Raw genomic sequence first — 14,264 nt, 5'->3', positions numbered from 1 at the left:
CCGACGGGCAGACAGCCCCACGCGGTGCCGAACCCCAAGAAGGCAGGGTCGCGAATGCCTCAGATCGTATCGGCGCCAGCCTTGCGGGCGGCACGACGCACCAGCACCGAGGCGACCAGCCCCAGAAGAAGCAAGAGCACTGCAAAGCCCATGGCCCACTGGGCGCCTTGGGTGAATCCCTCGGTCAAGGCATTGGTCACCTGGGGACTCAAAGCTCCCAGTCGGCCCCGGGTGCCCTGAGCCCTCATGCCGACAATGGCGTTTCCGGCAGAGGACTGAACCGATCTGACCAGACCATCAGCCATTTGCGCCGAGATACCCTTGAGGGCTGTCAGATGCCTCGGCAGCACCAGGCTCAGAGCCAGGGAGAGGGCGGAACCAGAGACAGCGGCACCCAAGGCGGTCCCCCACTGGCGGATGGTGGACTGTGTGGCCGAAGCCTGGCCGGATTGTGCCACCGGAACACCGGACAGCACCAGGCTGGTCAGCTGTGCCGAGGCAAAGCCCAGGCCGGCACCGTAAATAATCAGGGTCAGGGTCATGGGCCAGACAGGTACCGACCCACGCATGAGCAGAATGGACAGGGCCACGCCGACGATCTCCATCAGCAGGCCCGTCTGCACCGTGCCGCCGGCTCCCAGACGGGCCGAGACCACCCGGGCCAGACCGCCCGAAACAACCGACCCCAAAGCCATGACACCCAGGATGGATCCGGCCCCCAGTGGACTCAGGCCTCTGGCGTTGATCAGATAGAGGGGCAGGATGAACATGACCGCGAACTGACCGGCGTTGACGATGGCGGCCGTGAGGTTGCCCCAGCCGAAGGTGCCAATGGCGAACATGGATACATCCAGGATGACCACCTTGCCCCTGCGCGCCCTTGCCAGCTCGGTCAGCGCAAAGGCGGCCAGCAGGGCCAGCCCCAAGAGCAGACTGACTGGAACCGGCGACAGGGGCGCCGATGCAGACCAGTGCAGTGGGCCCAGCTCAAGTGCGGCGCGGGGACGCCACCAGCCGTAGGTCTGCCCCTCGATCAGCGCAAAGACCACCAGAGCCGACCCCAGGGCCGAAAGGAGTATGCCCTTCCAGTCGGCAAGCATCCCCCACCGGTCGCCGGCCTGCCTGGGTGCTGACTTGGTCTCGGGCACAAAGACTGCGCTGGCCAGGAAGACGATCAGTCCCAGGGGCAGATTGACCAGGAAGATCCACCGCCATCCGATGGTGCTGGTGAAGACCCCGCCCAGGAAGGGGCCGACCGCCGCTGCGGATGACATGACGGCCCCCCAGATGCCGAATGCAGTGGCCCGGTGCCGACCCCGGAAGGTGGCGGACACGGTAGACAGGGTGGAAGGCATAACCAGGGAGCCGCCGATTCCCTGAACAAACCTGGCCAAAAGCAGCAGTGTGCCGGAGGAGGCCGATGCGGCGAAGACGGAACCCAGTACAAAGATGACCGTACCCACCTGCAGGATGCGCTTGCGTCCAATCATGTCCCCCAGTCGGCCGGAAGGCAGGAGCAGGGCCGCCAGCACGATGCTGTAGAGGGCGGTCACCCACTGGGCTTGAGCCAGGTTGATGTGGATGGCAGCGATGATGGAAGGTATGGAGACGTTGACGATGGACGAATCCAGCACGATCATGGCCAGACCCAGAGCCAACACCCAGAGGGCGCGCCAGGGCGGTGCCGCCTCCTGAGACTCTTGACGATTCTTCTGGCTGCCCTTCTTCAAGTCCATACTGGCCGATCCGGTCATCAGATCTCCCCTCACCCTGTTCTGCGATTTTTTGCGACTATACGTCGCGAAAATCTGTCTGGCAAGTTCTCTCAGCGCGGACAAGCCGCACGCTGAACCGGTCCTGGCAACTTGGCTCTACTGCAAATAGGCCATATCATATGCCCCATGACCGGCCCAGCCCGATTCACGATCGCTGCACCCAGCAGGCCGGACCGAGGAGGACCATGCCCAGGATTCGCGAATCCACGCTCCAGGAGCACCGTGCCAAAAACCTGGACCATATCATCGCCGCCGCCGAGGCCATCCTGCGCACCGGCGGACGCGGCCAGCTGACCATGGCCGAGGTGGCCCGACGCACCAATCTGGCCCGCAACTCCCTCTACCGCTACGCCCGCGATGCCGACCAGCTCTGCGACATGGTCATGGAACGGCACCTGCCGGACTGGGGTCGCGCCCTGGACCAGGCTCTGGGCACGACAGAGGACCCGCGCCGGACAATCGAGGTCTGGACCCGCACCAATCTGGAGCAGGCCGGGTTGCACGGACACGGCTGGCTGATGAACCTCTATGCCGAGCAGCACGACGAGCAGTTACGCCAGGCTCTGATCTACGGCAGCCCCTCGAATCCTCATGAGCCCACACCAAGGAACGATCGGTCCACAGACCGTCAGATCCATGCCCTGCTGGACTTCCACGGGCAGGTCAACCAGCCGCTGATCCAGGCGTGGACAGCCCTGCGCCCAACAGACCCGGCCATGGGCGTGGAGGTGACGCGTGGGATCGTTCAATCCGGCATGCGACTGATTGATGCCCTGGACCAGGAGCTTGCGCCCGAGCAGCGGGAGAAACGACTGACTATCATCATCGAAAAAGTGACCGCCTGTGCCAAGGCCGTCACCGCCACCCTGACGGAAGGACCGACATGCGCCTGATCGGCAACATCTGCTGGCTAGTGCTGGGAGGACTGGCCATCGCCCTGGCATGGGCCCTGGTGGGCATCGTGCTCTGCCTGACCGTAGTGGGCATCCCTCTGGGCATCCAGGCTTTCAAGATGGCCAGACTGACCCTGACCCCGTTTGGCCGACAGGTCATCTACGGCGGCGGACTGGGATCCTGGCTGGCCAACCTGCTCTGGATCATCCTGGGCGGCTGGTGGCTGGCTCTGGCCTATCTGGCGGCCGGGCTGGTCACCATGCTGACCGTGGTGGGCATACCCTTCGGCCTGCAGGCCTTCAAGATGGCCCGCCTGGCCCTGATGCCCTTCGGATCCTCGGTGCGCGTCGCCGTCTTATGAAAGGATTGGTGCCATGAGCACAGTCATTATGCATACCTCAGAGGGCGATATTCGCCTGGACCTCTTTGACGATCAGGCCCCTGAAACCGTAACTAACTTCCTCGATTTGGCCGCCGGCCGCAGGGACTGGACCGACCCCGAGACGGGCCAGAAGCGTCAGGATCCTTTCTACGACGGGCTGACCTTCCACCGGATCATCAAGGACTTCATGATCCAGGGCGGCTGCCCGCTGGGCACTGGCACAGGCGGCCCCGGCTACGAGTTCGATGACGAGATCGACCCCTCTCTGACCTTTGACGAACCCTACAAGCTGGCCATGGCCAATGCAGGGCTGCGCCGGGATCCTGCCACCGGGAAGACCCACGGCACCAACGGATCACAGTTCTTCATCACCACCGTGCCAACCCCCTGGCTGAACGGGCACCACACCATCTTCGGACAGGTGGCCGATGATGATTCCCGGAAGGTGGTCGACAAGCTGGACGCCGTGGCCACCGACTCGGGCGACCGGCCCCTTGAACCGGTCTTCATCAACAGCGTCGAAATCCTCTGAGCCGGGCCGGGGATGGTTTCAAAAAAGACACCCAGCAGATTCCAGCCCGGCACACGCAGCTACACCATGTCCCGCATCAGGGGCACGGAGACATCAATAGAACGCCAGGTCCGGTCCTACCTCTTCTCGCGCGGTCTGCGGTTTCGCAAGAACGACAAGAGGTACCCGGGCCATCCTGATGTAGTTCTGCCCAAGTGGCGCGCCATGGTATTCGTCAATGGCTGTTTCTGGCACATGCATGAGGGCTGTGCCAAATTCTCGCTTCCCAAATCCAACGTGGAGTATTGGACCACCAAGCTGACAAGGAACCGTCTGCGGGATCAGGAGCAGGGCAAAAAACTGAAAGCCATGGGCTGGCGGGTCTTCACGGTCTGGGAGTGCCAGCTGGATGCCCACCATGCCCAGGAAACCCTGCAGAAATTGTATGAGGCCATCACAGCAAATGACCATCCAAACGAAGGAGTCAAGGATGAGTAGATTGAACGGCAAACGACAAGAGGCTGAGCAGAAGGGCATGCGGGTCAACTTCGCCATTCTCGGCGCCGGACGGATAGCCAATGCCCTGGCCAAGACGGTGGTCATGATGGCTCAGGACTCGCAGTACAGCCATCTGATCGCCCCCTACGCCGTGGCCGCCAGGGACGGGGATCGCGCAGCCGCCTTCGCCAAAAAATATGGATTCGAGCATTCCTATGGGTCCTACCGGGAACTCCTGGATGATCCCCAAGTGGATCTGGTCTACATCGCCACGCCTCACAGCCTCCACGCCGAACAGGCCATCGCCTGCATGAAGGCCAGAAAAAATGTTCTGGTCGAGAAGTCCTTCACAGCCAACGCCGAGCAGGCCAGGCAGGTCATTGATACATCCGAGAGCACCGGCCTGCTCTGCACCGAGGCCATCTGGACCAGGTACATGCCCTCGCGCTCCATCATCGACAAGATCGTCTCCTCAGGGGAAATCGGCACGGTCCAAACGGTCACTGCCAACCTGGGATATGTGACCGTGGGCAAGGCTAGAATGACCGACCCGGCCCTGGCCGGTGGCGCCCTGCTCGACGTAGGCGTCTACCCTCTCAACTTCATCGACATGGTCATGGGTCCCAAGCCCATCGAACGGGTCTGCACGGATTGGGTACGCAGCCCGGAGGGCGTGGACAGCCAGAATTCCACGACCATTTTCTACCAGGATGGATCCATGGGCGCGGCGACCAGCTCCATGGTCTCAGTCAGCGATAGGACCGGCGGCATCTGGGGAGACCAGGGTTACCTGCAGTGCATCAACATCAACAATGTGGAGTCCATCGACCTGTACGACGCGGATCACCAATTGAAGAAGCACTACCCCATCCCCGACCAGCTGACCGGTTATGAGTATGAGGTGTCCAGCGCGGCACAGGCCATCCTGGACGGCAAGACCGAGTGCGCCCAGATGCCCCACAAGGACACCCTGCGCATCATGGAGCTCATGGACTCTCTGCGCCGCCAGTGGGGATTGGTCTTCCCCTTCGAATCATGAACCAGCAACGCAAATGGGGGCTGATGCCGCAATCGCCACGGCATCAGCCCCCATTCAGATCATCCAGGAAAACTCCGCTTCATTCCTTTCTGACGAAGGTCACCAGACGCTGGAGGATGACGAAGACCAGGATCATCAGACCAACCACGATGGTGACGGCCTCGGCAGGAACGCCGAAGTCCGAGGTCAGAGGATCGATGATCGAGCGGACCAGCGCACCTATGACGGAACCCAGCACGTAGCCGTAACCGCCGGTGATCAGGGTGCCGCCGATGACGACCGCAGCCACAGCGTCCAGCTCCCAGCCGACGCCCATGGTGTTCTTGGCTGAACCGATGCCAGCCACATAGACGATGGAGGCGATGGAGGCCAGGACGGCCGAGGTCAGGTAAATGACATACTGCGTCCGCTTGACCGGAAGGCCCATCAGCTCAGCTGAAGACCGTGAACCACCGATGGCGTAGATGGTACGGCCCGTCCTGGTCTTGTGGAGGATGACGTAGCTGACCGCCACGACAACCAGAGCGACGATCACACCGAAGTTTAGCGAAAGGTCGTTGGAAATCTTCGGGTTGTCGATGATCTTCAGTCCCTCGCCACCGATCCAGCTGAAGTTGTTGTTCTGCGGCATATTGAGCGAATCGGTCGAGATGATGGAGGCTATGCCCCTGGCCAGGAACATGGTGGACAATGTGGCGATGAAGGGCTGCATGTTGAACTCTTCAATGAGCACACCGGCCAGGAGTCCAAAGACCGCACCGATGGCGATCATGATGACGATGACCAGTGACGCCGGCACACCGGCAATCATGAGCTTGACACCGACCACGCCGGTGATGGCCACTATGGCCCCCACGCTCAGATCGATGCCGCCGGTGAGGATAGGGAAGGTCATGGCTACTGCCAGGATCACCAGGTAGGCGTGGTCCATGAACAGGGAGGACATGAATCCTAGCCGGATATAGGTGCCGAAGAGCGCCTGGCCCATGATCAGCATGAGCAGGAAGATGACCACGGCAGCAACTGTCGGAATGGCCCTAGGGCTCAGCCGGAAACCTGTTTGTCTGCTTGCACTCTTCTTCATCATGCCACCACCTTTGCAGACTGCCTCATGGCACGCCTGCGTTTGAACTCAGCGACCGCGTTGTGCACCTTGGGCGCCTGCATGACGCAGATGATGATGACCACCACAGCGAAGAAGGCTGGCGTGGCGGCTGAATCAATGCCCAGGGTGATGATGGTCTTGCGGATCATCGCAATAATCACGGCGCCGAAAGCGCTTCCCAGCAGCGAGAACTTGCCGCCCAGCAGGGAGGTGCCTCCAATGACCACAGCCAGAATGGCGTACATCTCCAGGTCCTGACCGGTCTTGACTACGTCCACCCTCATCACTGATGCAGTGGCGAAGAGCCCTGCCACAGCGGCCAGCAGGCCGGAGATGGCGTAGACCAAGAAGAGGATCCGCCGAGGCTTGATGCCGGTCATTCGGCTGGCCTCCTGGTTGATGCCCACCGACTCGATCATCATGCCGGCCGCCGTCTTCCTCATCAGAAGACCAACCAGGCAGACGATGATCACTGCTATGACGAAATTGGCCGGGATTCCCAGAATGAAACCGTTGGCCATCCAGCGCAATGGTCCGCTGCCGGCCACGCCTGAAGCGTCGGCATTCTGGCCATTGGTGATGACCTTGGCCAGTCCCCTGCCTGCCAGCATCATGATCAGCGTGGTGATGAAGGGCTGGAGTCCCAGGATGGAGACCAGGGCGCCGTTGATGCAGCCCAGAACCAGACCTACGGCCAGGGAGATCAGAATGGCCATCCAGACATTCACCCCGTTGATCAGCATCTGCATGGCTGCAGCTCCGGCCACGGCCATGACCGAGCCGACCGAGAGGTCGATGCCCGAGGTCGAGATGACCAGGGTCATGCCGGTGGCGATCATCAGGTATCGTGCAGACTCCTGGATCATGGTGATCAGGGGTCCTGCCAGGCCACCTGTACGCGGATTGTATGACAGGCTGAGGAAGGAGTGATCAACCAGCGTGCAGACCAGAATCAGCGCGAGGAAGGCGACCACGCTCCAAATCAGCTGATTGCCGAATATACGGCGCAGGAAGGATGGACCTTCATCCTCCGATTGCTGCTTGGCGGGCTTGCTCATCTTTCCTCCTTTCCTTGAGATTGTCCAGAGACCGAGGTGTTGGCTATGTCTTCCACGATGGTCTGCTGGGAAACCGTATCGTCGTTGTCCATCAGGTCGATCTTGTGACGGTCCTTGAGGACGGTTATCTGATCGGACAGGCGGACGACCTCATCGAGCTCGGAGGAGATAAAGACCACGCTCATACCCTGGGCGGCCAGATCCAGCACCGTCTGCTGAATCTCCGCCTTGGCGCCGATGTCGATTCCCCTGGTCGGTTCATCCAGGATCAGCAGCTCCGGATCCGTAGCCAGCCACCTGGCCAGTAGGACCTTCTGCTGGTTTCCACCTGACAGGTTCTTGATCAACCTGTCGGGATCGGCCGGGCGAACGTTGAGCTCCTTGATGTACTTGTCGACTATCCGATCGGCTTCCTTCTTGGGGATTGGCCTGAACATGCCCCGGGTGGCCTGGAGGGCCAGGATGATGTTCTCCCTGACCGTCAGATCGCCGATGATGCCCTCATCCCTTCTGTTCTCCGTGGAGTAGGCGATTCGGTTCTTCAGGGCGGTGGCCGGGCTGTCGATGGAGATCTTCTTCCCATCAAAGGTGTAGGTGCCCTTGTCGGGCTTGTCTGCGCCGAAGAGCAGGCGGCCGATTTCGGTTCTGCCGGAACCCAGCAGGCCGGCCAGTCCCATGATCTTGCCCTTGAAGAGATCCATGTCGAAGGGGTAGATGCTGCCCTTTCTGCCGAAGCCGCGGACGCTGGCCAGGGGCCGGTCCGTTGCAGCCTGGGGTGTCTCCTTCCTCGACTTGGTACCGATCAGCGAGAGCTCGTCGGCGTTCTTGCCGATCATCTTGGTAATAAGGACATCGCGCGGCATGTCCTTGACCATGGTTTCCTCGACGAATTTGCCGTTGCGCAGAATGGTCATTCTGTCGGCGATCTCGTAGACCTGGTCCAGGAAGTGGGAAACGAAAAGTATGGCGATGCCCCTGTCCCTGACCTTGCGCATGATCTGGAACAGATCCTGAACCTCATTGGCATCCAGCGAGGATGTCGGCTCATCCAGGATCAGGACCTTGGCATCGATGACCATGGCCCTGGCGATGGCCACCAGTTGCTGCATGGCTATGGATATCTCATTGAGCGGGGTGTGCGGATCCAGATCCGTCAGTCCCATCTGGGCCAGATAGGTTTTGGCTGCCTCATGGGTCTTGCGCCAGTTAATGCCCAGGTGCCCCCTCACCTCGTGCCCGAGCATAACGTTTTCGCCCACGCTCAGGTTGGTGCACAGGTTGACTTCCTGGTAGACCGTGGCGATGCCGGCGTTCTGCGCATCGGCTGTGCCGTTGAAAATCCTGTTCTGGCCGTTGACGGTGATGGTTCCCGCGTTGATTTTGTATACCCCGGTGAGCGCCTTGATCATGGTCGATTTGCCTGCGCCGTTCTCCCCCATGAGGGCATGGACCTCACCGGGGAACAGACGCAGATCGACATTGTCGAGCGCCTTGACACCAGGGAATTCAATGCTGATTCCCTTCATGGAGACCAAGGGTTCTTCTTTTGTCATTGTCTTGCCTCATCAAACTGAATGCTGATCGAGGGGCGGTACCGAGGTCCCAAGACCCTTTCCCGCCCATGAAAAACGGCGTACCGCAACCTTCCCGGGTGCGCCGTCCTGTTTCCTATGCGATCAGCGAGAGATCAGTACGCTCTGGAATCGATGACCTTCTTGGCCTCGTCGGCGGTGAAGACCTTCGAATCAATGACGATGTTCTTCTTGACCTTCTTGCCGTCCAGGTAATCCTTGACGGTCTTGGCGGTCGTTTCGCCGAAGAGCGGGTTGTACTCGATCACCAGCGACAGGTCGCCGTCGATCAGGGCCTTCAGAGCAGGCTTGGTGCCATCGATGGTGATGATCTTGACCTTGCCCTTGAGACCTGCGGCATCGACAGCCTGTGCAGCGCCCAGACCCATCTCGTCGTTCTGCGCGAAGATGAACTGGACATTCTGGCTCTTGTACTTATCCAGCAGTCCGGCAGTCACGGTCTTGGCCTCATCAGTGGACCAGTTGGCCGACTGGCTCTCCAGAACCTTGATGTTGCCACCGACCTTGGAATCCCAACCCTTCTGGCGGTCCTTGACCACCGACAGGCCGGCAGGGCCCTCCAGGATCAGGCCATTGGCTCCATCAGGAAAGTTCTTGTTGACGAACTCCGCAGCCTGCTGTCCTGCCCACTCGTTGGAAGGCCCAATGTGGGAGGCAACCAGGCTCTCATCCTTGGTCTGCACGTTGCGGTCAACCAGGAAGACCGGGATCTCGGCCTCCTTGGCCTTCTTCAGGGACTCGTCCCAGCCGCTGTCCTCAGTGGAGGACAGGACGATGGCATCCACCTCGTCATTGACGAACTTGTTGAAGGCCTGGATCTGCTTCTGCTGATCGTTGTTTTGGGTCGGCGAATAGATCATGTTGAATCCGGCGTTCTTGAAGGCCTTCTTCAGATCGTTCTCGTTGGCCGTACGGAAGCCGCCCTCGGGACCTACAGCCACAAACCCGATGGTCTTCTGCTTGTCGCCGCCCTTGCTGGAGCTGGATCCGGAAGACCCGCAAGCTCCCATGGCCAAGACCGCAGCCGAGGCCGTGGCGATGGTCAGCGCCTTCTTCAGTACTGTATTCATTGTTCTCCTCCTTGAGTAGTCAGCATCGAAGCCACAGCATTATGATCATCGATGATGACATCCACGATTTTCAGTATGGTTTTTCCGCTCACCGAGCTCAAGGCGCTGCGATAACAAATCGATAACAGTTCAATCACATCGACCAATAGGCCACAGTCGATCCGCAGTCGATACCGCGCATCCTTATGTTCGTTACCTGCCGCTGGTAACCGTATCCACCTGGGAATCAATGATGTACCACATGCCCTCCAAGGCTCCGGACAAGCAATGGACAATGCCCGAACGGTCCAGGGCGATCAGGCTCTGCATCTGATTGACCTGCCCTGCAGCCAAGCCTGTGGTTCCTGCCGGTAGATGCTGGACAGTCTCCGGGCCGGGGGCGATCTGGGAATGGCCGCCCGCATCCATGTCGCCATCCTTGTAGACCAGGGTGTTGTCGTTGTAGAAGGTTAAGGCCCTGATGTCCCGATGTCGGGCGATGACCTGGATCTGGTCGCTCAAGCCCTTGGGCCGCTGATTCTCGCCTCGGACAATACCCAGCATGACCAGGGTGTTCATACCCTGCGAGCCGTCATCGAGCACCAGGCACAGACGCTGCCCCTCAGGCGCCAGAGCCAGCGCAACCACACGCCGCCCATGCAGCCAGGGCAGGGTGAATTCCAGGGCGTCCGGCTTGCCTGTATCGACCAGGATGGCGGAATCGCTCTGCCTGACCGCCCAGATCTCATCGGTCAGACTGCCGGTTATGGCGGCAATGGGCGTGTCGGCAAACAGTTTCCCGCAGGATGAAGCATCAGGCTTCAGACAGGTCACCGGGCCATGATCGGACAGCAGCGCTCCGCCATTGGAGGAAAAGACCAGCCCCTTGGGCTCATGAAAGACGGGGGGTTGTCCGACCCTGATCAGGTTCGAGGAGTTGAAACCTACCACCCCGCTGCTGCCCAGACTGTAGATGCGATTGGAAGTCTGCCCTGAGGCCAGGGTCAGATCATCATCCGCATGGGAGTAATCAATCCCTGACGCATCGATCACGCGCAGATCAAACTCGCCATTGCCGTCGCCCAAGAGCATCCGCATCTGATGGACCAGCATGGCCCTGTTCTCGTTGCTCAGGGAGGCGAAGGAGCTGCTGACTTTGATTTCCATGCTTCCCTTGACCTGCTGCACCGCGTCGACCGCCAGGGAGACCTTGGCGGTATTGAAGTTCGTCACGGAATCCCGTAGCCAAGCCGGAGGGCCCTTCAGCAGTTCCTTCAGGGCCAGGGTCCTCCAGTTGCGCCAGCCGAACCACCGGTTGTCAGGAACCGGCACACCCTTGGCCAAGGGGAACTGATAGATGACGACCTGACGGTAGACCTGCATGAAATCATCCGAAGAGATTACTATCCCCGCCGGGGCCTTGCTGATCCGCCATTGACCGCGAACCTTAGCAAGCTCAAACCGTTCGGTCCTGTACCCTGAGCCGCAGTCCTGCTCGGTGACGGAGAATATGCCATGGGCGTCCAAGGAGCCGATGCACTCGGTAGTCAGGTCCAGGGCGGTCCTCTTCCCGCTGCCCTCGTCATCCACGCGGTCATAGACAGGGGAACCCTTGTAGATCGAGACGGATGCATTGAAGTCCCATCCCGCAAAGGCCCGCTTGGTCATGTAGGACTTGGCGACAGCAAAGCCATCGCTTTGAAGGCCGGTAGGCAGAGCCGCCAGGAAGCCCTTGACGATGCTCTCAGGTCCGGCTCCGTCCACAGGACCCTCCGGGGAGGAAAAGACCCGATGGGGCTGATTCTCGACGGGACTGAGCTGACGAACCGACCCGGAAGTAGGCAGTCCGAATGGAATGGAGCAACCTCCGGCGACCAGGGCAACCACCATGGCGGCACACAGGCCCAGCATCCGCACAGAGCGAAGGGCTCTTGGCCAACGGAAGGATCTGAAAAACCTCATGATGCAGCCTCTTCAAAGGAGCCTTCCACATCCAGACCCTGGCCAGGCTGAAATCGAACCGGCGCACTGCCCTGATCCAGTTGCTCGGAGACATCCCTGGGCAGGGTCAGCAGGAACCAGGTCCCCTGCCCGATCTGCGAGCGCACCTGGAGCAGCCCATGCATGAGATTGGTATTGTCCAGAGCTATCGACAGCCCCAGACCTGTACCGCCCGTCAACCGAGACCGTGACGGATCGGCCCGCCAGAACCGTTCGAATATATGAGTCAGGTCTTCGGGCGCAATGCCGGTTCCCCAGTCGCGCACACTGAATACCACGGCTTGCTCCGAGACGGCCAGCCGCAGCTGCACCGGCCCGTCCTCAGCGAAATCGATGGCATTGTTGACCAGGTTGCGCAGAATCGAAGTACAGCGGTTGGCATCGACGGTGATCATCACCTTGTGGTCGGGAAGGAGCGCATTCACTGCAACCCCCTTGGTCCCGGCTATCTGGGCGACCTGCTGCACCACCTTGCGAACCAGATCGCAGGCATCGCACAGGTCCGGATTCAGCGATGTCTGACCGGCCTCGTACCTGGATATTTCGAGAAGATCCTCAAGCATGCTGGCGAAGCGCGACACCTGTTTGTCCAGCAATTCCACGGTCCTGCGCTTGTTTGGATCCAGGTCGTCCCGACTCTGGAAAAGCAGGTCCGTGGCCATGCGGATGGTGGTGACCGGGGTTCGCAGCTCATGGCTGACGTCCGAAACGAACCTGCGTTGGTAGGCTTCGGCCTCCTCCAGCTGACCGATCTTTTCATTGATGGAATCAGCCATCACGTTGAAGGAACGCTGCAGGGTGCCCAGCTCATCGGTTCGGTCCTCGGTGACCCGGACATCCGACTCCCCTTGGGCCAATCCCTTGGCGGCACCTGCCACCTTGGTCACCGGACGGATGACCGAGTGAAGGGCCAGGAACACGATGATCCCCATCACCACGCTGGTCACCACGCTGACCGCGAGAAGGGCCATCTGCACGGAGAGAACGGAGCGCTGCTGGTCCGCAAAGGAGTAGATGGCGTAGAACTCGATCCCTCCGGTGGTGGCCGGCCTCAACATGGACCCCATGACGATGCCCGGGACCGGGTACTGGCCCTTGTCGGCCGTATTGATCATCTGCGAGTAGGAGTGGCTGCCATTGGAGACGACGGCATTCCTGATTTCCGGAGTGATCAGGTCGCTGTCCCCCGGGGCCGTCGATACGGGGACGAATCTGCGGGCTGTGGAGTCATCTGGCCAGATGAAGACCCCAACCATGTTAGGGGCCCCCTCATTCTGAACATTGGCTGCCATATTGACCACCAGCTTTTGATAGCTCCCCTCGTCGTCGGAGATGTCTGCTGAGTCAAGTCCCCCCTGAGCCCTGTTCAGCTCGGCAGCAAAGTCGGCCTGTGCCTGTCGCAGAACCTGGTTCAAGAGGGAGGTCCTGACCGAATACAGGGATGCTGTCATGAAGACGATGCCGATCAAAAGCGCCGAAACCGTCGCCAGAAGGACCATACGTACCTGCAAAGAGCTCCCGACCGCTCTGCGGAGTCTGCGCAGGGACTTCCCGACTGTGGACGCGCCCTTGGGCCTGGTGCGGGTGCTCATGATCCTGGCTGCTCAGCCGCATACTTGTAACCGATTCCCCGAACCGTCTCGATGATTCTTGGGTTTTCGGGATCGTCTTCGATTTTCTGCCTGAGACGCTGCACGTGGACGTTGACCAGGCGGGTGTCGCCCATGTCCTGATAGTCCCAGACCTTTCGCAACAGCTCTGCCCGACTAAGCACCTCTCCTGGGTGTGATGCCAGCACATAGAGCAGCTCGAACTCGGTCGGGGTCAGGGAAAGCTGAATGCCCCGCTTGATCGCAGTGTGTTTCTGCCGATTGATTTCTATCAGGCCGTGAATGATGGCCGGCAACCCCTGCCCGTTTTGTGTAGCGCGGACCGAGACCGGGCGGAGGCGGGCATGGATCCTGGCCAGGAGCTCGTCAGTGCTGAAGGGCTTGACCACATAATCATCGGCTCCGGCCTCCAGACCCTCGACGATGTTCTTGGTATCGGACTTGGCCGTCAGCATGATGATGGGGACATTGGATCTGGATCTGATCCAACGGGCGATGCCAATCCCATCCATGCCGGGCAACATGATGTCCAGCAGCACCAGATCAGGTTCCACTGTAGGGAATATCTCCACTGCCCTGGACCCATCCGTGCAGGTCACTGGCCTGTAGGACTTTGTCTGTAACACTATCGACAACATCTCGCCCAGATCCTTGTCATCGTCGACAATCAGTATCGTGGCCGGCTCTTTCACAAGAAGCCCTCCCTCGTTCTCAGCATGCCATTATGCTCACTTGCTTCTATGCAGAACG

General features: G+C 60.2%; 13 protein-coding genes. 5 read left to right on the top strand and 8 right to left on the bottom strand.

Annotated elements, in window-relative coordinates; all coding sequences use genetic code 11:
* Nucleotides 1-59: 59 nt before the first annotated feature.
* The gene (locus tag CI601_RS05190) at nucleotides 60-1,754 is read right to left on the bottom strand and encodes an MFS transporter (RefSeq protein ID WP_121914574.1); all 1,695 of its coding nucleotides are present in this window, start codon (nucleotides 1,752-1,754) and stop codon (nucleotides 60-62) included.
* Between the two features lie 206 nt (nucleotides 1,755-1,960).
* Between CI601_RS05190 and CI601_RS05185 the strand changes: the two genes are divergently transcribed.
* Genes CI601_RS05185 through CI601_RS05165 form a run of 5 tightly spaced genes read left to right on the top strand, consistent with a single transcriptional unit; the run spans nucleotide 1,961 to nucleotide 5,099 of the window.
* Entirely contained in the window at nucleotides 1,961-2,668 is a 708-nt protein-coding gene (locus CI601_RS05185; protein WP_183129770.1) for a TetR/AcrR family transcriptional regulator, read from the top strand.
* Nucleotides 2,659-3,030: a YccF domain-containing protein gene (locus tag CI601_RS05180; protein ID WP_024627928.1), complete on the top strand. Its 372-nt coding sequence runs from the start codon at nucleotides 2,659-2,661 to the stop codon at nucleotides 3,028-3,030. Before CI601_RS05185 ends, CI601_RS05180 begins: the two co-directional genes overlap by 10 nt.
* Before the next feature lie 13 nt (nucleotides 3,031-3,043).
* A complete protein-coding gene (locus CI601_RS05175; protein ID WP_024627927.1) occupies nucleotides 3,044-3,583 on the top strand; it encodes a peptidylprolyl isomerase in 540 nt (179 codons plus the stop codon).
* A 12-nt stretch (nucleotides 3,584-3,595) separates the two neighbouring features.
* Complete coding sequence (locus tag CI601_RS05170) at nucleotides 3,596-4,060, top strand: very short patch repair endonuclease (protein ID WP_121914572.1); 465 nt, start codon at nucleotides 3,596-3,598, stop codon at nucleotides 4,058-4,060.
* A complete protein-coding gene (locus CI601_RS05165) occupies nucleotides 4,053-5,099 on the top strand; it encodes a Gfo/Idh/MocA family protein (RefSeq protein WP_121914571.1) in 1,047 nt (348 codons plus the stop codon). Before CI601_RS05170 ends, CI601_RS05165 begins: the two co-directional genes overlap by 8 nt.
* Before the next feature lie 79 nt (nucleotides 5,100-5,178).
* Here the strand turns inward: CI601_RS05165 and CI601_RS05160 are convergent, their stop codons facing one another.
* From CI601_RS05160 to CI601_RS05130, 7 genes are all read right to left on the bottom strand, one after another.
* Entirely contained in the window at nucleotides 5,179-6,186 is a 1,008-nt protein-coding gene (locus CI601_RS05160; protein WP_121914570.1) for an ABC transporter permease, read from the bottom strand.
* The gene (locus CI601_RS05155) at nucleotides 6,183-7,262 is read right to left on the bottom strand and encodes an ABC transporter permease (RefSeq protein ID WP_024627923.1); all 1,080 of its coding nucleotides are present in this window, start codon (nucleotides 7,260-7,262) and stop codon (nucleotides 6,183-6,185) included. Before CI601_RS05155 ends, CI601_RS05160 begins: the two co-directional genes overlap by 4 nt.
* Nucleotides 7,259-8,815: a sugar ABC transporter ATP-binding protein gene (locus CI601_RS05150; RefSeq protein WP_121914569.1), complete on the bottom strand. Its 1,557-nt coding sequence runs from the start codon at nucleotides 8,813-8,815 to the stop codon at nucleotides 7,259-7,261. The genes CI601_RS05155 and CI601_RS05150 overlap by 4 nt, the downstream gene beginning before the upstream one ends.
* Nucleotides 8,816-8,949: 134 nt before the next feature.
* Nucleotides 8,950-9,924, bottom strand: coding sequence for an ABC transporter substrate-binding protein (locus CI601_RS05145; protein WP_024627921.1), 975 nt, complete (start codon nucleotides 9,922-9,924; stop codon nucleotides 8,950-8,952).
* A gap of 192 nt (nucleotides 9,925-10,116) precedes the next feature.
* Nucleotides 10,117-11,865 (bottom strand): LpqB family beta-propeller domain-containing protein, encoded by a 1,749-nt coding sequence (locus CI601_RS05140; RefSeq protein WP_121914568.1) that lies wholly within the window; start codon nucleotides 11,863-11,865, stop codon nucleotides 10,117-10,119.
* Complete coding sequence (mtrB, locus tag CI601_RS05135) at nucleotides 11,862-13,496, bottom strand: MtrAB system histidine kinase MtrB (protein ID WP_051354177.1); 1,635 nt, start codon at nucleotides 13,494-13,496, stop codon at nucleotides 11,862-11,864. Before mtrB ends, CI601_RS05140 begins: the two co-directional genes overlap by 4 nt.
* A complete protein-coding gene (locus CI601_RS05130) occupies nucleotides 13,493-14,152 on the bottom strand; it encodes a response regulator transcription factor (protein ID WP_121914808.1) in 660 nt (219 codons plus the stop codon). Before CI601_RS05130 ends, mtrB begins: the two co-directional genes overlap by 4 nt.
* Nucleotides 14,153-14,264 lie beyond the last annotated feature (112 nt).

This window comes from Bifidobacterium sp. wkB344 (genome assembly GCF_003688305.1).
In the GTDB taxonomy this organism is placed as follows: domain Bacteria; phylum Actinomycetota; class Actinomycetes; order Actinomycetales; family Bifidobacteriaceae; genus Bombiscardovia; species Bombiscardovia mizhiensis.
This window is presented reverse-complemented; position numbering and strand designations above follow the sequence as displayed.

Bases quoted from the DNA above. Each gene is read 5' to 3' on its own strand.
- CI601_RS05190 (WP_121914574.1), bottom strand. From the start codon at position 1,754: ATGACCGGATCGGCCAGTATGGACTTGAAGAAGGGCAGCCAGAAGAAT.
- CI601_RS05185 (WP_183129770.1), top strand. From the start codon at position 1,961: ATGCCCAGGATTCGCGAATCCACGCTCCAGGAGCACCGTGCCAAAAAC.
- CI601_RS05180 (WP_024627928.1), top strand. From the start codon at position 2,659: ATGCGCCTGATCGGCAACATCTGCTGGCTAGTGCTGGGAGGACTGGCC.
- CI601_RS05175 (WP_024627927.1), top strand. From the start codon at position 3,044: ATGAGCACAGTCATTATGCATACCTCAGAGGGCGATATTCGCCTGGAC.
- CI601_RS05170 (WP_121914572.1), top strand. From the start codon at position 3,596: ATGGTTTCAAAAAAGACACCCAGCAGATTCCAGCCCGGCACACGCAGC.
- CI601_RS05165 (WP_121914571.1), top strand. From the start codon at position 4,053: ATGAGTAGATTGAACGGCAAACGACAAGAGGCTGAGCAGAAGGGCATG.
- CI601_RS05160 (WP_121914570.1), bottom strand. From the start codon at position 6,186: ATGATGAAGAAGAGTGCAAGCAGACAAACAGGTTTCCGGCTGAGCCCT.
- CI601_RS05155 (WP_024627923.1), bottom strand. From the start codon at position 7,262: ATGAGCAAGCCCGCCAAGCAGCAATCGGAGGATGAAGGTCCATCCTTC.
- CI601_RS05150 (WP_121914569.1), bottom strand. From the start codon at position 8,815: ATGACAAAAGAAGAACCCTTGGTCTCCATGAAGGGAATCAGCATTGAA.
- CI601_RS05145 (WP_024627921.1), bottom strand. From the start codon at position 9,924: ATGAATACAGTACTGAAGAAGGCGCTGACCATCGCCACGGCCTCGGCT.
- CI601_RS05140 (WP_121914568.1), bottom strand. From the start codon at position 11,865: ATGAGGTTTTTCAGATCCTTCCGTTGGCCAAGAGCCCTTCGCTCTGTG.
- mtrB (WP_051354177.1), bottom strand. From the start codon at position 13,496: ATGAGCACCCGCACCAGGCCCAAGGGCGCGTCCACAGTCGGGAAGTCC.
- CI601_RS05130 (WP_121914808.1), bottom strand. From the start codon at position 14,152: ATGTTGTCGATAGTGTTACAGACAAAGTCCTACAGGCCAGTGACCTGC.